At 68.2% G+C, this 22,499-nt stretch carries 19 protein-coding genes, 1 tRNA gene and 1 pseudogene; 9 read left to right on the top strand and 12 right to left on the bottom strand.

All coding sequences use genetic code 11. The features are described 5' to 3' along the window. The first annotated feature begins 268 nt into the window (after positions 1–268). The 4 genes and pseudogenes from AB0H61_RS38245 to AB0H61_RS38230 all read left to right on the top strand — a co-directional run bounded on the left by AB0H61_RS38245 (position 269) and on the right by AB0H61_RS38230 (position 1,826). On the top strand, positions 269–844 hold the full coding sequence (locus tag AB0H61_RS38245) for a dihydrofolate reductase family protein (RefSeq protein ID WP_357313634.1): 576 nt from the start codon (positions 269–271) through the stop codon (positions 842–844). A 182-nt stretch (positions 845–1,026) separates the two neighbouring features. After that, positions 1,027–1,231 (top strand): annotated as a pseudogene (locus tag AB0H61_RS38240) (IS21 family transposase); the annotation flags it as partial. Next, positions 1,203–1,349, top strand: coding sequence for a hypothetical protein (locus AB0H61_RS38235; protein WP_357313644.1), 147 nt, complete (start codon positions 1,203–1,205; stop codon positions 1,347–1,349). The pseudogene AB0H61_RS38240 and the gene AB0H61_RS38235, both read left to right, overlap by 29 nt. Before the next feature lie 186 nt (positions 1,350–1,535). Further along, positions 1,536–1,826: a tyrosine-type recombinase/integrase gene (locus AB0H61_RS38230; protein WP_357313643.1), complete on the top strand. Its 291-nt coding sequence runs from the start codon at positions 1,536–1,538 to the stop codon at positions 1,824–1,826. Between the two features lie 22 nt (positions 1,827–1,848). Here the strand turns inward: AB0H61_RS38230 and AB0H61_RS38225 are convergent. The 4 genes from AB0H61_RS38225 to AB0H61_RS38210 all read right to left on the bottom strand — a co-directional run bounded on the left by AB0H61_RS38225 (position 1,849) and on the right by AB0H61_RS38210 (position 6,159). Then, positions 1,849–1,922 (bottom strand) — tRNA-Leu (locus tag AB0H61_RS38225). A gap of 163 nt (positions 1,923–2,085) precedes the next feature. After that, positions 2,086–3,564 carry an amino acid permease gene (locus AB0H61_RS38220; RefSeq protein ID WP_357313632.1) on the bottom strand — a complete coding sequence of 493 codons (1,479 nt, stop codon included), beginning with the start codon at positions 3,562–3,564 and terminating at the stop codon, positions 2,086–2,088. A 44-nt stretch (positions 3,565–3,608) separates the two neighbouring features. Then, positions 3,609–5,075 (bottom strand): peptide MFS transporter, encoded by a 1,467-nt coding sequence (locus AB0H61_RS38215; protein WP_357313630.1) that lies wholly within the window; start codon positions 5,073–5,075, stop codon positions 3,609–3,611. 151 nt (positions 5,076–5,226) lie between these two features. Then, positions 5,227–6,159 (bottom strand): alpha/beta fold hydrolase, encoded by a 933-nt coding sequence (locus AB0H61_RS38210; RefSeq protein ID WP_357313629.1) that lies wholly within the window; start codon positions 6,157–6,159, stop codon positions 5,227–5,229. Positions 6,160–6,278: 119 nt separating this feature from the next. Here AB0H61_RS38210 and AB0H61_RS38205 point away from each other — a divergent pair, with 119 nt between their 5' ends. Continuing rightward, on the top strand, positions 6,279–6,827 hold the full coding sequence (locus AB0H61_RS38205) for a TetR/AcrR family transcriptional regulator (RefSeq protein ID WP_357313628.1): 549 nt from the start codon (positions 6,279–6,281) through the stop codon (positions 6,825–6,827). Positions 6,828–6,888: 61 nt separating this feature from the next. Here the strand turns inward: AB0H61_RS38205 and AB0H61_RS38200 are convergent, their stop codons facing one another. The 8 genes from AB0H61_RS38200 to AB0H61_RS38165 all read right to left on the bottom strand — a co-directional run bounded on the left by AB0H61_RS38200 (position 6,889) and on the right by AB0H61_RS38165 (position 17,296). Beyond that, positions 6,889–7,833, bottom strand: a complete 945-nt coding sequence (locus tag AB0H61_RS38200; RefSeq protein WP_357313626.1) for a Ppx/GppA phosphatase family protein — start codon at positions 7,831–7,833, stop codon at positions 6,889–6,891. Between the two features lie 31 nt (positions 7,834–7,864). Then, the gene (locus tag AB0H61_RS38195; protein WP_357313624.1) at positions 7,865–8,386 is read right to left on the bottom strand and encodes a DUF501 domain-containing protein; all 522 of its coding nucleotides are present in this window, start codon (positions 8,384–8,386) and stop codon (positions 7,865–7,867) included. Continuing rightward, a complete protein-coding gene (locus tag AB0H61_RS38190) occupies positions 8,383–9,054 on the bottom strand; it encodes a septum formation initiator family protein (RefSeq protein WP_357313622.1) in 672 nt (223 codons plus the stop codon). Before AB0H61_RS38190 ends, AB0H61_RS38195 begins: the two co-directional genes overlap by 4 nt. 16 nt (positions 9,055–9,070) lie before the next feature. Continuing rightward, a complete protein-coding gene (gene eno / locus AB0H61_RS38185; RefSeq protein ID WP_357313620.1) occupies positions 9,071–10,357 on the bottom strand; it encodes a phosphopyruvate hydratase in 1,287 nt (428 codons plus the stop codon). 150 nt (positions 10,358–10,507) lie between these two features. After that, a complete protein-coding gene (locus AB0H61_RS38180; protein WP_357313641.1) occupies positions 10,508–11,194 on the bottom strand; it encodes a lytic murein transglycosylase in 687 nt (228 codons plus the stop codon). 275 nt (positions 11,195–11,469) lie between these two features. After that, entirely contained in the window at positions 11,470–14,748 is a 3,279-nt protein-coding gene (locus AB0H61_RS38175) for an ATP-binding cassette domain-containing protein (protein WP_357313618.1), read from the bottom strand. After that, a complete protein-coding gene (locus tag AB0H61_RS38170) occupies positions 14,745–15,782 on the bottom strand; it encodes an ABC transporter permease (RefSeq protein WP_357313616.1) in 1,038 nt (345 codons plus the stop codon). The genes AB0H61_RS38175 and AB0H61_RS38170 overlap by 4 nt, the downstream gene beginning before the upstream one ends. Next, a complete protein-coding gene (locus tag AB0H61_RS38165) occupies positions 15,779–17,296 on the bottom strand; it encodes an ABC transporter substrate-binding protein (RefSeq protein WP_357313614.1) in 1,518 nt (505 codons plus the stop codon). Before AB0H61_RS38165 ends, AB0H61_RS38170 begins: the two co-directional genes overlap by 4 nt. A gap of 350 nt (positions 17,297–17,646) precedes the next feature. Here AB0H61_RS38165 and AB0H61_RS38160 point away from each other — a divergent pair, with 350 nt between their 5' ends. The 4 genes from AB0H61_RS38160 (at position 17,647) to AB0H61_RS38145 (ending at position 22,399) form a co-directional block, all read left to right on the top strand. Then, positions 17,647–18,810 (top strand): TauD/TfdA family dioxygenase, encoded by a 1,164-nt coding sequence (locus AB0H61_RS38160; protein ID WP_357313612.1) that lies wholly within the window; start codon positions 17,647–17,649, stop codon positions 18,808–18,810. Continuing rightward, positions 18,782–19,792: an ornithine cyclodeaminase family protein gene (locus tag AB0H61_RS38155; protein ID WP_357313610.1), complete on the top strand. Its 1,011-nt coding sequence runs from the start codon at positions 18,782–18,784 to the stop codon at positions 19,790–19,792. The genes AB0H61_RS38160 and AB0H61_RS38155 overlap by 29 nt, the downstream gene beginning before the upstream one ends. A gap of 85 nt (positions 19,793–19,877) precedes the next feature. After that, on the top strand, positions 19,878–21,278 hold the full coding sequence (locus tag AB0H61_RS38150; protein WP_357313608.1) for an alanine racemase: 1,401 nt from the start codon (positions 19,878–19,880) through the stop codon (positions 21,276–21,278). Between the two features lie 86 nt (positions 21,279–21,364). After that, positions 21,365–22,399 carry a cysteine synthase family protein gene (locus AB0H61_RS38145; RefSeq protein ID WP_357313606.1) on the top strand — a complete coding sequence of 345 codons (1,035 nt, stop codon included), beginning with the start codon at positions 21,365–21,367 and terminating at the stop codon, positions 22,397–22,399. The last annotated feature ends 100 nt before the right edge of the window (positions 22,400–22,499 follow it).

Genomic DNA, 22,499 nt, shown 5'->3' with positions numbered 1-22,499 from the left:
CTTCCCCTCGCCCCCCCCCCGCGGGGGCCCGTTGGCCCCTAACTATCATGGGGGCTCTCGCCGCCGCTTGTGGTTGGGGGGACCCGCCGCACCCCAGCTGGTCGCGGGGTCCTCTCCGGACCCCGCGACACGGCCACCGAGCGTCGAAACCCGGGTGCGGCCGTGTGGCCGTTGGGAACCGCACGATAGGCGGAATTACAGGATGTTTACGGTCGGTGGCAGGCATACACGGCACGCCGAAACCGCTTTCAGATCTCAGGAGGAAACTTTGACACGTGAACTGGTCTACACGGGCTTCATGTCGCTGGACGGTGTAGTGGACTCGCCGGGCGGCAAGGAGGAGGGGCACCGCAGCGGCGGCTGGGTGATGGACACTGAGTTCGTGCCAGAGGCCTACTCGCTCAAGGGCGAAGAACTCGCCGATACGACGGCACTGATGTTCGGCCGCCGCAGCTACGAGGTGTTCGCCCCGTTCTGGCGCGACTCCGCGGATCACGCCGCGTACAAGGAACTTCCCAAGTACGTGGTCTCGACCAGCCTCGAAGACGACGCCCTGATCGAGGGATGGGGTCCGATCACGATCCTGCGGTCGATCGACGACATCGCCGCTCTGAAGCAGAGCGATGGTGGCGCCATCTTCATTCACGGCAGCGCCGAGCTGGCCCGGCGTCTGTCGGACGCCGATCTGATCGACCGGTACAACCTGCTCGTGTTCCCAGTGCTGCTGGGGGAGGGCAAGAGTCTGTTCAGCAGGGCGGACCGCGACAAGCAGCAACTGCACCTCGTGGAGTCCGCGACCTACTCCAACGGCGTGGCCAAGCTCGTCTACGAAGTCGTGCGCTGAGCAGGATCGAGCGCGATCACCCCGCCGCAGCGGAACTGCCCTGCGGTACGCCCGACGTACCGTCGCGGCGCGCGGGCTGGATGGGGTTCGTCGTAGTACCCGAGCTTGTCGACGACATCGCTCGGGTACTCGCCTGCGGTCGGCAGTAACGCGGCAGATCGGGTACGCCCGATCTGCCGCACCGCGACCATTATGTCCGGTTGGACTCCAACGACCACTCCGTTCACCCGGCCGCGATCGGGGCGGCGAGCCGAAGTCCGCGCCGACCTGGCCGAGGTGGTGATCACCCTCGGCGGCACCGAACTCGCTCGGCATCAACGGTGCTGGGCCGATCACCAAACGATCACCGATCCCGACCATGTGGCCGCGGCAGCCGATCTGCGCCAAGGCCCGGCGCTTGGTCGCGGTTCCCGCGATCGACACCCATGTCGCGCATCGAGATCCTTCCGACTACGACCGCATGCCCGACCTCGACCAGACGAGCCTCAGCGAGCAAATCGCCTGATGGCCGCCAAGACCGGAATGAACGGGTCACACAACGTGACCTCCGAAATCGCATATCGCCCAATCGGAACCGGCAAAACTCACCTCTCGATCGGGCAGGTGCCGCTCGTCCTGGTGGAACGGCTGACGGTAGAGCTCGACAGGCCCGGCGACGCACCCCAGGTGTTCGAGGGCGAAACGGTGGGGCATCTGCCGCTGGGCGAGTTCCGCTGGGCCTTCGACCAGGCGGTCATCGCAGCAAACCTGGGATGGCGTTGTCCCGCACGGTCTGCGGCATACCGCGGCGTCGCTGGCGATCAGTGCGGGCGCAAACGTCGAGGTCATTCAGAAGATGCTGGGCCACGATACTGCGACATCGACCCTCGACCTGTACGGCATCTGTTCGATGACGATCTGGACCCGGTCGGCGATGAACCAGGGTGCGGTGGCTGCTGCGGACCGAGGTCGCCAGGATGGACGATCTGGACGGCACAGATAGCGTTCTACCTGCGGTTTCATAGTGCCCCCAGTCGGACTCGAACCGACACTGGGCGGATTTTAAGTCCGCTGCCTCTGCCAATTGGGCTATAGGGGCGTGCCGGTCAGCCTACCGACTCGTACGGCTGTACCGGAATCCCACTGCCCCCCAGCGCGCAGTCGTGTCGCGTGCCGTCCCCGCAGGGGTGTCCCCACAGAGGTTCCACCCGCCCCACAGGGGATACACCCTCTGTGGGGCGTGTGGAACCTCTGTGCCGCCTTCAGCCCTTCTCGGCTCGGCCGAGGAGGGAGTGGCGGTAGCCGTAGGCGAAGTAGACGGCCAGGCCGATCACCATCCAGACCAGGAATCGGAGCCAGGTTTCCACCGACAGGTTCAGCATCAGCCAGAGGCAGGCCAGCACACCGAGGATGGGGACGAGCGGGACCAGGGGGACGCGGAAGCCGCGCTTCAGGTCGGGGCGGGTGCGGCGCAGGATCAGCACACCGATGGAGACCAGCACGAAGGCGAAGAGGGTGCCGATATTGACCATCTCTTCGAGGGTGCCGAAGTCGACGAAACCGGCAAGCAGGGCGCAGAACACGCCAACGATGACGGTCAGCCGGACCGGTGTGCCGTGCTTACCGGTATGCGCGAGGCGGCGCGGCAGGAGTCCGTCGCGGGACATGGCGAAGAGCACGCGGGTCTGGCCCAGGTACATCACCATGACAACGGTGGTCAGGCCGGCCAGCGCGCCGATGGAGATGAGGTTCTTCGCCCAGGTGGCTCCGTGCAGCGCGAATGCCGTTGCGAGCGTGGCATCGTTGCCGGACAGGTCGGTGAAGGGGACCATGCCGGTGAGCACCAGCGAGACCGCGACGTAGAGCACGGTGACGATGGCCAGCGAACCGAGGATGCCGCGCGGAACATTGCGCTGCGGATTCTTGGTTTCCTCCGCGGTGGTGGCGACGACGTCGAATCCGATGAAGGCGAAGAACACCAGGCTGGCCGCGGAGAGCAGGCCGTACCAGCCGAAGGTGCTGTAACCCGCGCCGGTCAGATACGAGAACAGCGATTGGTGGATGCCCTCGCCCTCTTCACCCGGCTGCGACGGGGGAATGTAGGGCGTCAGATTCGACTTGTCGAAGTAGCTGAGGCCGACGACCAGAACCAGCGCGATCACGGCCAGCTTGATGGCGACCGCGACGGCCGAGACGCGCGAGGAGATCTTGGTCCCGACGGCGAGCAGCACGCCGAGCACCGTGATGAGCGACACCGCTCCCCAGTCGAAGGTGATCGAGCCGAGGTGCACGATCGGCGAGACCGAGCCGATCACCTCGCCGAGGTATTGCGACCAGCCCTTGGCCACCACCGAGACGGCGAGTGCGAATTCCAGGATCAGGTCCCAGCCGATGATCCAGGCGGCGAGTTCGCCGAATGTGGCGTAGGAGAATGTGTATGCGCTCCCCGCGACCGGCACGGTGGAGGCGAACTCCGCATAACACAGTGCGGTCAGGCCGCACGCGATCGCGGCGAAGACGAATGCCAAGGACACCGAGGGCCCTGCGACATTGCCCGCGGTACGTGCGGTCAGGGTGAAGATACCCGCGCCGACTACCACCGCGACGCCGAAGATGGTGAGATCCCAGGCGGTCAGATCCTTGCGGAGCTTCGAGTCTGGTTCGTCGGTATCGCGGATGGACTGTTCGACCGATTTGGTGCGAAATAGTCCACTCCGACGGGGTTGGCTCGAAATCGCCACGCTGTACTCCTTTAGCTTTAGTTCTTCCGGGATCGCCGGTGTTACTAGTGGACGCCCGCCATGTAGCGGCTTACCCACGGCGTCAGTCCGGCAACAATCATGCCGACCAAGATCGCCACGAGACCGGTGATTCCGAAATATGCGACCTCGTGATCGGGGTCGTAGAAGCGAGCCAGTGTCCCGGCCATCGAGGTTCCGATGCCGACGGAGAAGAAGTACAGCGCCATCATCTGGGCGCGGAACGCTTCGGGCGCGAGCTGCGTGGTGACGGCGAGTCCGATCGGTGAGAGCAGCAGCTCCGAGATCGCGAACAGCGCCATGATCACGACAACGGCCAGCGCGGGCACCGTTTTCCCCTCGAAGCCCGCGAGCGGCACGAACAGCAGGAAGGCCGCGCCCATACCGACGACGCCCAGGGCGAACTTACGCGGCGTACTCGGCGCGCGGTTGCCGAGCCTGGTCCACAGCAGCGCGAACAGCGGCGACAGCGCGATGATCCAGATCGGCTCCACCGAGCTGATCCAGTTCGAGGGCGCCGTCCAGCCGAAGATGCTCCAGTCCATGCGCTCGTCGGAGTAGACGCTCAGCACGGTGAATATCTGCTGGAACAGCGACCAGAACACCGCGTTGGCGATGAAGAGCGGGATGAAAGCACGCACCCGGCTGCGTTCGATCGGCTCGACCTTGGCGCTGGTCAGCAAGATGACGAAGTAGATCGTGGCGGCGACGACGATGACGCCGGTGGTCACATCGGGCAGATTGTCCAGCGTCACCAGCTCGGTGGCCCACGCGATCACGACCACCACGGCGAGTCCGGCCACCGCCCCGGCCAGTGGGCCGATCACCTTGCGGGGCAAAGGATTCGGCACCTCGCGACCGTGGGCGCCCAAATTGCTCCGGAAGACGACGTACTGGGTGAGACCCAGCGCCATACCGATCGCGGCGGCGCCGAAGCCGTAGTGGAAGCCGAGATGGGTCTGTAGCAGTCCGGTGAGCAGCGGGCCGGTGAAGGCTCCGATATTGATACCCAGGTAGAAGAGGGTGAAGCCGCCGTCGATGCGGGCGTCGTCCTTCGGGTAGAGGGTGCCGAGCAGCGAGGAGGCATTGGCCTTCAGCGCGCCGCTGCCGAGCGCGACCAGGACCAGACCGACCCCCACCCCGGCCAGACCGGGCAGCAAGGCGAGTGCGATATGTCCCGCCATGACGACGACCCCGCCGTAGAAGACCGTGCGTTCCATCCCGAGCAGCCGGTCGGCAATCCATCCGCCGAGCACGGTGGACAGGTAGACGAGACCGCCGTAGGCGCCGACAATGCCCACCGCGGTGCTCTGCGGGAGGCCGAGGCCGCCGTCGGTCACCGAGTAGTAGAGGTAGTACCCGAGGATGCTGACCATCCCGTAGAAGGAGAAACGCTCCCAGAGCTCGACACCGAACAGATTCGCCAATCCGATCGGATGGCCGAATAGGGTCCGACCGGCGATCGGCCGCTCGAATACCACATCTTGGGACATGCCGTCGACCTTGGCACAGATCGCAACTACGCAGCAAATCACTCCTCCGAGATGGATCTCCCGGGTGCCGATCCCCGAACCGATCGCAGCAACGACGCCGGATTCGGCCCGACGTCCCCGCGCCGCGGCGGCCCGCCGTGCTCTCGGCGACCTAACGGCCGATCGGCCCCAGGAAGGGCAGTACGACGGCACAGGTAGGCGGCTGGGCATGTGCGGGATCGAGTGCGTTGACCACCTCGCGGATCGCGACCGGGTCGGCGGTGAGTTCATAGTGCTCGGTGTAGTCGGTGGCGCAGCGGTCTTGCAGCACGATGTTGCGGACATTCGGACCGTCGAGCAGACCGGTGACGTACGGGGTGGCGATCTCGTCGTAGCGGCTGACGATCGTGGTGAAGCGGATATCCGGCGCGATAGCCGGGTCGGCGTTCAATGTGCGCAGGAACGGCGAACCGTACGACATCTGACAGGGGCCGCAGCGGTCGTTGAGCAGCGCCTCGATCGCGGGCTGCCGCTCGAGGATTCCGGCGAACATCGATTGGATACCGCTGAGGGTGGTGCCGTGCAGCGGGGCGCCCATGGCGACATAGTCGTCGATCTTCGGCACGCCACCGAGGTAGTTGAGGTAGTAGAAGGGGACGGCGCCGCCCATCGAATGACCGACCAGATCCACCTTCGCCGCGCCGGTCGCCGCCAGCACCCGGTCGATGAAGGCGCCGATCTGGTGCGCGCTCTCCTCGACCGGGGTGATGGCGCCGATGGGACCGAGCGGGCCGGTGCCGTAGGTCGTGGTGAAGACACAGAACCCGGCGCCGGCCAGCACCGGCGCGAGTGAATTCCAGGTGATGGTGTCGTTGCTCAGTCCGTGCAGCAACACCACCGGGTTCGGGTGGGCCGCACTCGGGCGGCAGGACCAGTCGTTCGCGCCGGGCGGCGGTCCACCGGGTCCGGCTAGTTGCGCGGCCAGTCCGCCGAGGTAGCTGTAGGACGGCTCGGGTTCGTCGGCGACGGCGAGTTGTATGGAGCTTCCGACCGAAACAGCAAGGGCGGCAACGACTCCGGCAATACGTCTGGACCAGCGCGGCATGGGCTCTCCTCCTCCTATGTACCCGGTCGGGCACGACTTTCGGAATCGCGTGACCGACCGGTCGGTCACAGCGTAGCCTGGGTGTGCCGTCATCGAAAGAGATCGGGGAAGATCGACTTATGCCCAGACCAGCCGAGCCCGGCCGCACCGCCCTCCTGACCGCAGGCACCCGCGTCGCCGAAGACCGGGGACTGCGCGGCCTATCGATCAATGCCGTGGTCGAGGCCGCCGGCATGGCGAAAGGCACCTTCTACCACCACTTCCCGGACCGACGCAGCTACGTCATCGCGCTGCACCGCCGGTATCACGACGCGCTCGCCGAGGTGATCGGCGCGCAGATCGCGGAGCTGCCGCCGGGCGCCGAACGCATCCGGGCGGGCGTCACGGCCTACCTCGACGCCTGCCTGCAGACCCGCGGCACCAAAGCCTTCCTCGCGCAATCGCGCACCGATACCGACCTACTGGACGAGGTGCACGCGCGAAACCAGCTCGTCGCGAACTCCATCGAACCCGACCTGCGCGAAATGGGCTGGGCCGACCCGGGTGCGGTGGCACATCTGCTGGTCGCCATGGTCGCCGAGATCGCACTGACCGAGCTGTACGGCGGGCGGCCGCGCGAAGACCTGCGCGCCGCCGCCGCCGAACTGATCGACCGCCCCGAGAACTGACGGTCCTGGATCCGAGCCCGCCGCGGGCCGGAACGCCCGTGCCGGACCGACCCGGCGGAACTCAGGCGATGGACAGGGCGATCCCGTCCAGAATGTCGTGCTCGCTGACGACGAGGGCGGAAATGCCCGCGCGCCTGGATAATTCGTAGGCCAGCACCTCGGTGATGACGGCGCCGCCACCGATGACGTCCACGCGACCCGGGTGCATCGGGCCCAGCGCGGCGCGCTGATCGTGATCCATCCCGATCAGGCGGTCGCAGACCTCGCGCACCTGATCGAGGGTCAGGCTGGTGAGATGTACCCGCTCCGAATCGTATTCGGGCAGGTCGAGAGCGACAGCGGCCAGCGTTGTCATGGTGCCCGCGACACCGACCCAGGTGTGCGCACCCTCGACGGGCACGTGCTCGAATGCCTCGCTCAGCCGCTCGGTGGCGAACTCGCGGGCGGCGGCCACCTGATCGGCGGTCGGCGGATTGCCGGGCAGGCAGCGTTCGGTGATCCGGACGCAGCCGATATCGGCGGAGTAGGCGGCCTTGACGCCGTCGACGTCGCCGAATACCAGCTCGGTCGAACCGCCACCGAGATCGACCACCACGAAAGGTCCGGCCTCGCTGGACAATTCACCGATGGCACCGGTGAACGACAGCCGCGCCTCCTCGTCACCGGTAATCACCTCGGCCTCCGCGCCGGGCACCACGGTGCCGAGTTCGGCCCGCGCCATGGCGAAGAAATCCTCCCGATTGGCGGCATCCCGGGTGGCCGAGGTGGCGACCATTCGCACCCGGGAGACCCCGGCCTCGCGCATCAGCGCCGCGTAATCGGCGAGCGCGACGCGGGTACGTTCGATAGCCTCGAGGGCGAGCGCGCCGGTCGCGTCGACACCCTGGCCGAGTCGTACGATCCGCATCTCGCGGTGCACGTCGGCGAGTTTGCCGTCGGCGAGCACGTCGGCGATCAATAGTCGAATGGAGTTGGTACCGCAGTCGACGGCCGCTACCCGGGTCACCTGACCGCCACCCCCATACGCGATGCTGCGTTCATCGGTCCTCTTTCGTCCGTTCGTATCTCGGCCAGTCCGCGGGAACCGCGATGCCCCGCAACCCATTATCGGCCGCCAGCGCCACCGCCTCGTCACCGAACGGGTTCACGCCCGGCCCCTTGGCCAGCGAGTGCGCGATCAGTACATGCAGGCACTTCACCCGTTCCGGCATCCCGCCGCCGGTGAAATCGGTACCGAGCGACTCTATTTCATTCCGCTCGGCCAGGTAGCTCTCATGCGCGGCGCGGTAGGCGGCGGCCAATTCCGGGTCGCTGCCGAGGCGTTCGGTCATCTCGCGCATCACGCCCGCGGATTCCTGCCTGCTCGCCTCGGCCGTCAGCCGCGGATCGGTCAGGTAGTAGAGGGTCGGGAAGGGCGTGCCGTCCGGCAATCGCGGCGTGGTCTTCACCACCGCGGGCAGCCCGTCCGGCGTCCGGTACGCGACGGCCAGCACGCCGCGCGGGGCACGGCCGAGCTGTTCGGCGATGATCTCGAGATCGCGGTCTGTCGGTGCGGTCACCTGGGTCCTTCCGGTGCGGGCTGCGGTGCTGCGGGCGGCGGCCCGGCCGGTGATGTCGGCTCGGCCGCAGCGGTGGGCTGGGGCTGCGAGATGGTCTCCCACAGTTCGGTGTACCAGGGGTCGGGCACCTTCGACCGGGTCGGCGCCGCGGGTCGCGGGGGCGCCTCGATGCCGGGTACCTGCACGATGTAGGGCGTCTCCCCCGGCAGCACCAGTCGCAGCCGGTCCCGCGCCTCGGAGCGGATATAGGCCGGATCCTGCTGCTGGGCACGCCGATCGCGCAGCCGGGCCAGATCGGCCTCCAGTAATTCGCGTTCCTGCGCCAGCTGGGCGGCCTCGGCCCGCTGCGCGAAGTAGGTGCGCATCGGCACGGCCAGCGTCAGCGCCAGCGCGCAGACCACAACGGCCAGGATGACGGCCTTGCCCGTGGACAGGCCGAGGATGGTGCGGTCGTGCCGGTCCTCGGAGCCGGAGCCACGAGCCGCGATCTTCTGCGGCGTAGCCCTCTTCTCGGCTTCCGATCGCCTGCGCGCGGTGCGCTTGGCGGCGGCGGGCCGGGCGGCGGTTTCCGTATCGGTGCCCGCCCGTGGGCGTGATCGTGCGGCACGCGACGTGCGGCGGTCCCCGCGTCCGGCCGGACTGGTCCCGCGCGCACGTCGCTCCGTCATACCGCTCCCCTAGTGATCAGCCCTCGAACGCGAAGCGCGGGAACGCGACGTCCCCCGCGTACCGGGCGGAATCGCCCAGTGCGTCCTCGATGCGCAGCAGCTGGTTGTACTTGGCGACCCGCTCGCTGCGCGCGGGGGCACCGGTCTTGATCTGGCCGCTGCCGACCGCGACGGCCAGGTCGGCGATGGTGGTGTCCTCGGTCTCGCCGGACCGGTGCGACATCATCGTCTTGTAGCCGTTGCGATGCGCGAGCTCCACCGCGTCCAGGGTCTCGGTCAGGGTGCCGATCTGGTTGACCTTCACCAGCAGCGCGTTGGCGGCGCCCTTGGCGATACCCTCTTCCAGACGCTCCGGGTTGGTGACGAACAGGTCGTCGCCGACCAGCTGGATCTTGTCGCCGATCTGATCGGTCAGCGCGACCCAGCCGTCCCAGTCGTCCTCCGACAGCGGGTCCTCGATGGAGACCAGCGGGTAGGCGGTGAGCAGGTCGGCGTAGAACTGCGTCATCTCGGCGGCCGAGCGGATGCTGCCCTCGAACTTGTAACCGCTACCGGCGGTGTAGAACTCGGTGGCGGCGACGTCCAGCGCGAGTGCGACATCGGAGCCGAGCTTGAGGCCGGTCTTCTCGATGGCGACGCTGATCAGGTCGAGCGCTTCCTTGGTGCCGGCGACGTCGGGGGCGAAACCGCCCTCGTCACCGAGGCCGGTGGACAGGCCCTTCGACTTCAGCACGGCCTTGAGCGCGTGGTACACCTCGGTGCCCCAGCGCAGCGACTCCTTGAAGGTCGGCGCACCGATCGGGGCGACCATGAACTCCTGGACATCGACGCCGGTGTCGGCGTGCGCGCCACCGTTGAGGATGTTCATCATTGGGACCGGAAGCACGTGGGCGTTCGGGCCACCGAGGTAGCGGAACAGCTCCAGGCCCGAGGACTCGGCGGCGGCGCGGGCCACCGCGAGCGACACGCCGAGCAGGGCGTTCGCGCCGAGGCGGGACTTGTCCGGAGTGCCGTCCAGGTCAAGCAGCACCTGGTCGACGGTGCGCTGCTCGACCGCGTCCAGGCCGATGACAGCGGGCGCGATCTCGTCGAGGACGCCCTCGACGGCCTTCTGCACACCCTTGCCGCCGTAGCGGTCGCCACCGTCACGCAGTTCGACGGCCTCGTGCTCACCGGTGGAGGCGCCGGAGGGCACCGCCGCCCGGGTGAGGGTGCCGTCGTCGAGGGCGATCTCGACCTCGACAGTGGGGTTGCCGCGAGAATCCAGGATCTCGCGAGCTCCGACCTGTTCGATGATGGCCACGAAAACGACACTCCTTCGCTGCTGGCACGGTAGGTCTCACGGGATGGGCCGTGCGGTGCCGAGCCTAGCGCAGTGCTAGACCGCCGAAGCTGCGGCACGGCGGGTCGGCGCGAGTGCCGGTCCGGCGCGCCCACCCGATCGAGCGCCGGATCACACCCGACGCCCCACGCTATAGGCGGCGGCGCGGTCGCGGACGGTGAGTAGATAACTGTTCGACTGGTTGTAGGTCAGCAGGGCCCGCTGCCATCCACGTTCGGAGGTCAGGTCGCCGCCGCTGGCGCAGAGGTATCTGGCCGCGGTCAGCGCCGCGTCATCGATGTTCTGCGGATCCGCTACCCCGTCGCCGTTGGCGTCCACGCCCCAGCGCTTCCAGGTCTCGGGAATGAATTGCAAAGGGCCGACGGCCCGGTCGTAGACCGGGTCGCCGTCCAGCTTGCCGCCGTCGGTGTCACGGATCAGCGCGACGCCCGGCGCACCGTCGAGCGCGATGCCGATGATCGGCGGGCGCACGGTGCCGTCGGCGTCCAGGTCGGACCGACCGTGCGTGCCGTGTTTGCTTTCGACGCTGGCGATGCCCGCGATGGTGGTCCATCCGATGCCGCAACCGGGCTTGGACCGCCCCATCACCGCGGCCGCGTAGCCGTACGCTTCCAGCGCCACCGACTCGATGCCGGTGCTCGACTGCTCTCCCGCCCAGCCTCGCAGTTGCAGTGCGGTGCGACCCGGGCCATCGAGATCGATGACCGGCAGCGGCGCGCCCGGACCCGGTGGAATGCCTTCGGGGATCGGCGGCAGGTCGGGGCCGATGCCGCAACCGGCGAGCACCAGGGTCACCATCGCGGCCGCCAGCACGCCGGTCTTCTTCGACAACACCCCTCCATCATGCAGATCCGGCGCGGTGCGACGCCGGTTCGTCACCGACGCTTCATGCGAACGTGTCGCGCGGCGCCCGAACCGGCCGAGCAGTACCCATCCCATCCTGAATCCCCCCTCGATATTCCCCCCTCGATGTCACTCACGGACACCGAGCCAAGCATATGTCGGGCGGACCGCGAGGGCCGTCGAGTTATCCACAGGCCGGGCGCACAGCGGCGGTTGTCCACAGACCTCCGCTACCCGAGGAGATCTCGGGTAGCGGTGTGGGCCGGGGCCGCCAAAACCGCTTCCGTATCACCCGATTCGACAATGCGGCCGTGGTCGAGGACGACCAGGTGCGGGCAGTGCGCGGCGACCAGGGGGATGTCGTGGGAGATCACCAACAGGGCGGTGCCCCGCTGAGCGCGGATCCGATCCAACAGCACCATGATCGACGCGGCCGTGGCGTGGTCGAGGGCCGAGGTGATCTCGTCGCACACCAGCACGGCGGGCTCGGCCGCCAGCGCCCTGGCCAGCGCCACCCGTTGGCGCTGCCCGCCCGAGAGCTGGTGCGGATAGCGCCCGGCGAACTCGGCGGCCAGCTCCACCGAGGCGAGCAGTTCGGTGACGCCTCGGCGCAGTTCATATTTCGGCATCCCGCCGATCCGATGCAGCGGGCGGCCCAGGGTTTGCGCGACGGTGCGCCGGGGATTCAGCGCGGACCGCGGGTTCTGAGTGACCAGCTGAATACCGTTGCCGCCATGACGAATTCGCCTGCCGGGGCCGATCGCTACCGTGGCGCCACGCAGTTCCAGTGCGCCGGTCGCCTCGCGGTGCAGGCCCGCGATCACCCGGGCCAGCGTGGTCTTGCCCGCACCGGACGCGCCGACCACCGCCAGCGCGGAACCGGCCGGAATGGCCAGGTCGATCCCATTCAGTACCGGCTTCCCGCCGATCGAGGCGTCGATCGCCTTCGCCCGCACCATGATCGCGCCGCGCCGCGCCGCACTGTCCGCTGTTTCCGGAGCGATCCGCCCGGGCAGGAGGTCGGCGGTGTCCTCGCCGATATCGGCGAGGACTGATGCGGCGAGTCCCGAATGTCGCGGCACCGGCCGATCGGCTACCGCCGTAGCGACGCTCTCCGGTGCCGCGAGCCGCGATCGTCTCCCGCCGGAACGGTCGCCGACCGCGGCGGAATCCGTGACGCTCCGTACTGTTCCGAGTTCGACGATGGTGTCGGCGATCGCGTGCACGGCGGCGGTGTCATGGCCGGAGAGCAGGATCGCGGTGCCGCGCTGGGCCGCGATATCGGCGAGGAGCCGGGCGATGTCGGTGCGCAAAGTACCGTGCAGTCCCGCGAGCGGTTCGTCGAGAACCAGAATGCCGGTGCGCCGCACCAGCGCCCGGGCGAGGGCGACCCGGCGCTGCTGGCCGCCCGACAGCTCGCCGGGGTGCCGGCGCAAGTGTTCGGCGCCGAGTCCGACCAGTTCCAGCGTTTCGAGCAGCAAGGCATCGGACGGGTCGCGGGCCACCTCGGCCAGCAGACCACGCACCCGCATCAGCGGATTCAGCGCCGAACCCGGATCCTGACCGACATAGGCGATGCGATCGCGCCGGAACTTGTGCAGCGCAACGGGATCCAGGCCGAAGACGTCCTGCCCCGCCACCGACACCATCCCCGCCGACCGCACCGCACCGGACGGCACATGGCCGAGCAGCGCGCGCATCAGCGTCGTCTTACCCGATCCGGAGGGCCCGGTGAGCGCCGTGACCAGGCCCGGTTGCATCCGAAAAGAGACGGGGCCGAGCAGTTCCTGCCCATTGCGCCCGCGCACCACAAGCCCCTCGACGACGACGGCGGCACGACTGCCATCGGCGGCACAGCCGTCATCGGCGGCCGGGATCGGCGAGGGTTCCGCACTCGATTCCCGAGCCTCGGGAGCCCAGAGATCCCCGGTTGCGGCGCTACCGCCCCGCAGATCCGGGACTCCGTGGACCGAACCACCACCATCGACCGCCACGACACCCGAAAACTCAACACTCGAGTCGATTTCGGCCGCACCGAGGTTTTCGCCGCCTGTACTGCGACCAGGCAGGCGCGGGACTCCGTGGACCGAACCGCTGACAGCCGCGACTGGCTCAGTATCCGAAAACTCAACGCCCGAACGGGCTTCAGCCACACCGAGTTTCTCGCCGCCCGCACTGCCGTCTGGCGGACCCGCGACCGCGTGGACCGAACAGCCAGCGCCGACAGCCGCGACCGGCACCACACCCGAACACTCAACACCCGAATCAGTTTCGGCCACACCGAGGTCTTCGCCGACCGCGTTGCGGCCAGGCAAGTTCGGGACACCGTGGACCGAACCGCCGCCGCTGACAGCAGCGACCGGGTCTATGTCCGAAAACTCGACACCCGAACCGGCTTCGGCCACACCGAGGTTCTCGCCGTGCGCACTGCCGCCCGGCGAACCCGGGACCGCGTGGACCGAACCACCAGCGCCGACAGCCGCGACCGGCACCACACCCGAACACTCAACACCCGAATCAGTTTCGGCCGTACGGACGTTCTCGCCGACCGCGTTGCGGCCAGGCAAGTCCGGGGCACCGTGGACCGAACCGCCGCCGCTGACAGCAGCGACCGGCTCCATGTCCGAAAACTCGACACCCGAGCCGATTTCGGCCACACCGAGGTTCTCGCCGTCTGCACTGCGGCCCGGTAGACCCGGGTCCGCCCGGCCGAATCCGTCCGCGGCGAGATTCACGCTGACCGCGACGATGGCGATGGCGAGACCGGGGGCGAGGACCGACCACGGGTTGAGGAGCATGCCGGAGGCGTTCTCGCGCACCATGACCGCCCAGTTGGTGGCGCCCAGGGTGGTGGGGAGTTGCAGGAAGGAGGCGGTGCTGACCAAGTAGATGCCCGCGACGAAGCGCAGGCCGAGCTGGCCGGCGAACACTTCGCGCAGATTCGGGAGCACCTCACGGAAGACCAGGTGGGGCAGGCGTTCTCCGCTCGCGGTCGCGCTCTCGACATATCCGCTGCGCGCGACACCCGCGGCGGCCGCGCCGAAAACCCGTGCACAGTAGGGGGCGCCGAAAAGCAGGGCGATCACGATCAGCCCGTAGGTTCCCGCATTCGGCCATGAGGTCAGTACCAGCAGGATGCCGAGTACGGCGGGTACCAGCATCGCCAGGTCGGTGGCGGTCTCGATGAGGACGCCGATGCGCGAACGCAGCGCCGCGACCGCGCCGAGTACGGCCGATACGACCGTCACCAGCACGGCGATGACGACCGCGAGCAGCAGCAGCCCCCAACCGCCGTACAGCACTCGGCTCAGTACGTCCCGTCCGAGCCGATCGGTGCCGAGCCACGCATCGGCGCCGGGGTCCGCGAATGGAATGCCGACCGGCTGCTCGGCGGGGTGCGGCGCCAGCGACGGGCCCAGTACCGCGGCCGCCGCCACCAGCAGCGCGGGAAGCACGGTGAGCAGGCGCCAGCCCTTCGCCGGCCATCGGGTGATCGGGTGTGGTCTCATCCGCGCCCCCGCAGCGACCAGGATCGAATACCGTCCGCGACCGCGAGCACGAGCATGATGACGACACCGGAAAGGGCGACGACGGCGGCCACCAGCGAGGTGTCGCGGTCGGCGACCGAACCCGCGAGCACCGCGCCGAGGCCTGGATAATTGAAGATGGTCTCCACCACCAGGGAACCTCCGAGGAGCATGCCGACGGTAGTGGCAAAGCTGGCCACGATGGTCGGCAGCGCGAACGGGAGCATATGGCGCAGCAGCACCGTGCGTGTCGGAAGACCGTCCAGCACCGCACTTTCCACATGCGGGGCGTGGGCGGCATCGGCCAGCGCCGCGCGGACCACCCGGGTGTTCCAGCCGATCTGCGGTACGGCCAGCGCGAGAACCGGCAGCACCAGCATCTCGGGACTCGACGGGAAGCCCGATCGACCGGTGATGGTGACGGCGGGCAGCCACCCCAACGCCAGCGCGAAGACCATGATCAGCAGGGTGGCGACCACGAATTCGGGGACCGCGGCGGCCACGGTGGTCGTCGGCTGCAATATCCGGGTCAGTCCGACGCGCCGCATCCCCTGCCGCGCAGGGCCGCTCGCACGCGTCGCCGATCGCACCGGCGACGCGGCCGCGGCTGATCCCGAATTCCCGCGGCCGGATGCGGGGCCGGGCCCGAACGCTGCACCCGCCCACCTCGCGCCGAGCAGCAGGGAGGCGAGCACGGTGAGCGCCAACGCCAGTCCACCGAGCAGCAGGGTGGGCGGGAACTTGTCCGCGAGGAGTTCATTGATCGAGCGACCGCGGGCGGTGCGACCGAAATCGCCCGTCGCGACACCGCTGATCCACTCCCGGAAGCGTACGGCCAGTGGCCGGTCCAGACCGAGTTCGTGTTCCTTGGCCGCGACCTGCGCGGGCGTCGCCTCGCGGCCGAGGACCGCGCGGGCGGTATTGCCCGGCAACAGGTCCACGGCCACGAAGACGGTCGCCAGCAATGCGAGCAGCAGGAGCACGCGCCGGAGCAGGAGTCGGGCCAGAGTTCTCACGAAGAGAGCCAGGCCCGTTCCAACTGCACGCGGGCGAAACCACCGAGCGTCGGCAGGTCGTTGACCCGGGACGAGGCGATATCGATGCCATCGGCCATACCCCAGACCAGATAGCCGCCGCGGTCGTACTGGATGCGTTGCACCTCGTGCGTGGCCTGTGCGTACTCCGAATCGTTCAGGGCGGCCAGTGCTTTCGCTGTCGCAGCGTCGAATCCGGGGTCCTTGAAGGCGGTCTCGTTGCGGTTCGACGCTGCGGACATCAGCTTGTCCGCGTAGAACAGTGTGGAGTCGTTGGTGCCCCAGGACACCGTGTACAGCGGTGCGGTGAGCCAGGTCTGGTCGTAGAACGTATTCGATTCCTGGGTCACGACATCCAGCTTCACCCCGATATCGGCGAGTTGGGTGGCGATGACCTTCGCCGACTCCACCTCACCCGGCGCTTCGGCCTTGGTGAGGAACGGGTAGGTCCGCCCGGTGTCGAATCCGGCCTCGCGCAGCAGGGTCGCGGCGCGCTCGGTATCGCGAGTGCGCTGCGCGATCGTGGTGTCGTACACCGGATCCGCGGTCCCGAGGATGTCGTTGGCGACGGTCCCATAGCCCGAATGAACCTGATTCACCAGGGCCGCGCGGTCCACGCCGAGGCGGAGTGCGGTACGTACTCGCGGATCGGCGAACGGCCCGTCGGAGGTGCGCATCGCGACGCCGAGCATGGTGTCGTTGCCGCGCCGCACCACCCGCAGATCGCCGCGCCCCTCGGCGGTGCGGCCCGCGATCGCTCCGACATTGGAGGCCAGGTCGATCTGTCCGCCGAGCACCGCATTGCCCAGTGCGGTAACGCTTTCGAACATGGTGACCTCGATGGCATCGAGCAGCGGGGCGGGGCCGTGCCAGCTCTCGTTGCGCACCAGCCGGGCATTGCCGCCCTGGTAGGACTCCAACCGGAACGGCCCGGTGCCGACCGCCTTGGTGAAGTCGGTCGTGTCCTTCTCGACGGTGAAGGTCATCAACCGGACCAGCAGGGGCAGTTGGGTATTCGGCTGCGGTACGGCAAGCACCACGCGATTCGGCCCATCGGCAGTGATATCCGCCTCAGCCACAGGCATTTTCGATGCGCCGCCGACCGAGCGCAGTCGGCGCAGTGACCAGACGACATCTTCCGAGGTCACCGGGGTTCCGTTGTGGAAGGTCGCGCCCTCGGCGAGGGTGAAAGTCCAGCGTCGCCGCTCGGCGTCGGGTTCCCATTTGCCAGCCAGTCGCGGAGCGACGTTCGGATTCCCGCCGGGGACGGTCAGCGCGTCGTAAACCAGTGAGGTGATGAGGAAGTCGCTGTCATTGCTCAGATTGGCGTGCGGATCCCGTTCGATCCGGGCCGCTGTCCCGAGTGCCCCCACCCGCAGTGTGCCGCCACGCCGTGCGGGCCCACCCGCATCCCCACCGTCCGAACACGCCGCGACCAGCAGAATCGCGCCGACTCCGAGCCCACCTCGCAAGAGCTGCCGCCGGTTCCATGTCATGGTGCCGCCTTCCTCGAATTCCCCGTGTGACCGCGAAAGCCCACGGCCACAGCGAGGACAGGCTAGCCTAATTAGGCTTCCTCCCCGCGAAAACGACCCGAATGCCCCTTCGGCGACCGAGCGACGCCGGACGTGACACCCGGATCCCGTCCCCCGGGACCGCGACCGGTAGCGGGATGCCACGAAATAGCTCCGTCCCGCTGTCTCGCGACCTACTCTCTGTGATGCGCCATCGCTATTTTTAGGCGACTCGCTTAGGTAAGCCTTGCTTAAGGCGGCGAGAGACGCTAGCTTCGCAGATCGAATCGTCACCACCGCTTTTCGACCCGATGCGAAGAAGGGAATCCCTGGTGAAAAGCGTTCTCTCCGAACGTAAGACGCTTCACCCGCAGGATATCGAACGACGCGAGCTATCACCGGACGCCGCACGTGCGGTGCGGGCGCTCGCTCGCGAGATTTGTATCACACTCGACTCCCGGCCCGCGGACCCTACGTCGAGCGCGCACACCCTGGCCGATCCGGCGCTCATCGCGCAGGTCGACGCCCGGGTCCGTGAACTGCCCGGCGCCGTGCGAGACGCCATGCGGCCACCCGAGGGCCGCGGCGGCGCCACCATTGTCGGCCGCCTGCCGATCACCGACGCCGAATTCGGTCCGACCCCGCCGAGTTGGCGCGAAGCCGCCGCATGGAGCGCGGATCCGGCCCGACGCGCCAACTCCTTTCAGCTCGACATCGTCATGCTGCTGCTGGCGCGCGCCGCGGGCGAACCCTTCGGCTGGCACGGCCAGCAGAACGGCAGGCTGGTCAACAACATCCTGCCCTCCCCCGGCCACGAGCACGAGCAGTCCGGCGCGAGCAGCAAAACCCTGCTCAGTCCGCACACCGAGGACGCCTTCCACCCCGACCGAGCCAACCTGCTGATGCTGGGCTGCCTGCGCAATCCGGATAACGTCGGCACCACCGTGTCCTCGGTCCGGCAGGTCGAACTGAGCGCCGAGCAGCACCGGCTGCTGAGCACACCTACCCTGCCGATCCTGCCCGACGTCTCCTACGGCGACGGTCATCAGCGCTATGCGGCCGCCCCGCTGCCGACGGTGTGGAGCGAATCCCGCAGCCACAGTACGGATCTGACCCTGCGCTACGATCCGGCCTACACCCCGCTCGACGACGCCGATCCCGAGTTCCGCTGCGCCTACGCCCATCTCACCGCCGAACTGGAGCGAGTCTGCGTGACCGCCGCCCTCGAACCCGGCGAACTCCTGCTGGTCGACAATGACGTGGCGGTGCACGGTCGGGTACCGTTCACCGCGCGTTACGACGGCACCGACCGCTGGCTCAAGCGCGTCAATATCCGCCTGCCCGAACGACGGCGTCGCGCCGAAGAGGCCGACGAGAATGGCTATGGGCAACAGATAGTCGCCCCGTTCCGGGCGCGGGCACAGCGCACGCCATCCCGGGTGGTAGCAGAGCGGGATACAACAGCAGATGATCGAGGAACCGTTGAACACTCGTGATCGAGCCACGCCACTACGCGTGCTGAGCCGAAGTGACCTCGCCGACGTTCCGATTACGCCGGCGGATGTGGTGCGCGCGGTCGAGGACGCGTATCTGGCCTTCGCGGCGGGAGATTCGGATAACCCACGCAAACTCAGCGTCGCCAATCCGGACGGCTGGTCGGTGGCGTACGCGATGCTCGGCCGTGACGGCCGGCGCCGGGTGGTGGCGATGAAGACCTCGTACAAATTCGATCCCGGCCACGATCGCAGCACCAAGCGGTACTACACCACCATCACGCTGTACGACGACGCCACCGGCGCGCCGATCGCGATGATGGATTGCGCCCGCGTCGGCGCGCTGCGCACCCCGGCCGTCTCGGCACTGCTGGTACGCGAGACCATTCGGCGCGGCGCGGAGAGCGTCCTGCTGATCGGCACCGGCACCCAGGGCCGGAATGCGTTGCCGCACTTGCTTGCCGCGAATCCGCAGCTGCGCAAGCTGATGCTCTACGGCACCCACCCGGAAGGGCTGGAGGCGGTGCACCGCCAACTCGCCGCGCACAGCCCGCACGCCATCCTGGAGACGGTCTCGGATCCGCGCGCGGCGGCCGCGGCGGCCGATGTCGTGCTCGCCGCCGCGGGCCCCGGCACCGAGGTCGCGCTCGAATCCGAGGATCTCGCACCGGGTTCGGTGGTCGTGCTGGTCGGCTACGGACTGGCGCCCTCGACCCTCGTCGACGCGGATCGGGTAATCGCCACCAGCGCTGAGCAGATGCAGCTGACCGGCACCGATATGGCCGGGCCGGACGGCAGGTTGCGCGCGGTGGACGCGGAGCTGCCGCAGATCCTGAATCGCCGGACCGTCGGGCGACGCTCGGATGAGGAGAAGATCTTCGTCTACAACAGCGGATTGGTGCTCACCGATATCGCGGTCGCCCACGCCCTCGCCGAGCGCGCGATCGCGGAGGGACGCGGCACGGAGGTGCCCCTGTGGGACTAGTCGACCCGTCGTCGCGGCGCACGCCGGAATCCGGGTGGTCACACCCTCCCCGCGTGCGCCGGTACCGCCGGAGCGGAGAACCACGGTGGTGCTAGACGACGACGGCGCGCGGACGCGGCGGAGCGACACCACCCTGATGGGTGCCGACGCCACGGCCGCCACGAATATCGGCGCGGTACCCATGCCCGCCCACCGCGACCCGTGGGAGCGGCGCCTGCTCGATGATCCGAATCTGCTGGGCGACATCGCCTTCGCGATCGGAGGCCCGTTCCACGTCATGTACCCGCCGCGGGTGGCGCAGAACATCCGCGGATTTCGCGCGGCATTCGAGCGGGCGGGCGTCGCCGGCGGCGTCTACTACGGCAAGAAGGCGAACAAGGCCGCGTCGGTGACCCGAGCCTGCGCGGAAAATGACGCGGGCGTGGATATTTCGAGTGTCGGAGAGCTGACGGCGGCATTGGCACATGGCGTGCGCGGCGCCGAACTGATGGTGACCGGCCCGGCCAAATCCGACGACCTGCTGTGGCTCGCGGTGCGGCACGGCGCATTGATCGCCCTCGACGGTGTCGACGAACTCGACCGGCTGACCGCACTCGCGAGCACCACCGGCCCGGCCCGGGTCTTGCTGCGTGTCCTGCCCACCGCCTCGGCCAGCCGCTTCGGCATGACCGAGACCGAACTCGAACGCGCGGTCGCCCTGATCGACCCGGAGGGCCCGGTTCGGTTGGCGGGCTTCAGTTTCCACCTGTCCGGCTATGATCCACTCGCCCGCGCGGAACAGGCGATCGCGCTGATCGAACGTTGCCTGGCGGCCAGAGCGGTCGGCCACGATGCCGGGACCATCTCGATCGGTGGCGGTTTCGGCGTCGACTATCTGTCCGCCGACACGTGGACCGAATTCACCGCGCGGGCCGACCGAACCTGGTTCCATTCCGGCAAATCCTTCGACTCGTACTACCCGTACCACTTCCCGGCGCCCGGTCCCGCGATGCTGACAGCGATCCTGCGACACGACGGCCTGGCACGGCGACTGCGCGACAACGCCATCCGTGTCGCCATCGAACCCGGCCGCGCCCTGCTGGACCGCGCCGGATCCACCGTGTTCCGGGTCCAGGGCAGCAAGACCCGGCACGCGCACGGTCGGCCCTACCGGCTGCTCACCGTCGACGGCACCAGCCTGAGCCTGTCCGAGCAGTGGTTCGACAGCGAATATCTGCCCGATCCGGTGCTCTGGCCGGATCGTCCGGGCGAGCCGACGCCGACCTGCGTCGGCGCCGCCAGCTGCCTGGAATCCGACATGTTGAGCTGGCGCCGCATCCCGCTCGCGCGGCCCGCCGCCGTCGGCGATCTGCTGATCTACCCGAATACCGCTGGCTACCAAATGGATTCGAACGAGTCGGCATTTCACGAATTACCGATCCCCCCGAAGGTCGTGCTGCACGACGGACCGGGAGACCGGCTGCGCTGGACGCTCGACGCCGGATAACCGGCACTTCACCCCGGCGCACCGCACCGCCAACGCACAGCCCCGCGCGGTCCGGACCGCACCCGAATACAAATGAGGAGATATTCATGCCGCTCGTCACGCGCGTGACGGACCTGATCGGTCGCACTCCGCTCTTCGAACTGGCGACCACCGCGACCGGCACCCGGCTGCTGCTCAAACTGGAGCAGTTCAATCCGACGGGCGCGGCCAAGATCCGGATGGCGCGCGAGATGGTGCTCGATGCCGAACGGAGAGGTTTGCTGGGCGATGGCGGGCATATTATCGAGTCCACGTCCGGGAACACCGGGCTCGGTCTGGCGGTGGTAGCCGCCGAACGTGGGTATCGCTTTACCGCAGTGGTCGATCATCACGCCTGTAAGGACAAACTGCGCGCGATGCGGGCAATGGGTGCGGAATTGGTGTTCGTCGCCGACGAGGACGACGACAATCTCGCCACCTCGGCACGAGAGGACCTGGCCGAGGCGATGGCCGCCGGGCTGGATGACGCGTACTTCACCGAACAGCACAACAACGACGCCAACGCGGTCGGCTACTACGCCGTGGCCGAGGAATTGCTGGAGGATGTGGAACGGGTCGACATCCTGCTGTCCGCGGTCGGCACCGGCGGTTCGCTGTTCGGCACCGCGACCAGGCTGCGGCAGTTGGGTTGCCCGCCGCATGTGATCGGTGTGGAACCGGTGGGCTCGATCGCCTTCGGCGGGCCCGGCGGACCGTACTGGCAGTCCGGTACCGGCACCCCGCCGGGCGCGACCATCGGCACGGCGGTCGACTACTCGCTGCTCGACGAGGGGGTCAAGGTCTCCGATGCGGCCGCCTTCGCCACCGCCCGCGCCCTGGCCGCCGAGCTGGGTCTGATGATCGGCGGGTCCGCGGGCGGCTCGGTATACGCCGGGCTCACCCGGCTGGAGGAATTCCCGCCCGGCTCGACGGTGGTGACCATCGTCTGCGACGGCGGCGAGAAGTATCTGGACACCGTCTTCGACGACGACTGGATGAACGACCGGGACCTGCTCGACGCCGCCACCGAGCGCGAGGTCGCCGCGCTGCTGGAGCGCTACGCCCCGGCTACCCGCCGAACGCAATTGGTCGAGGTGCGATGAGGCACGGCACCCTGCGCACGGCACGGCGTCTGATCGGTCACCGTTGCGCAACACCCGGCGCATACGAAACGATCACCTGTTTAGGTTTGGATAACCAAAG

It is taken from the genome of Nocardia sp. NPDC050710 (assembly GCF_040654375.1).
GTDB lineage: Bacteria > Actinomycetota > Actinomycetes > Mycobacteriales > Mycobacteriaceae > Nocardia.
Note: the sequence above shows the minus strand (reverse complement) of the source record. Positions and strands in the feature narration are given on the sequence as shown.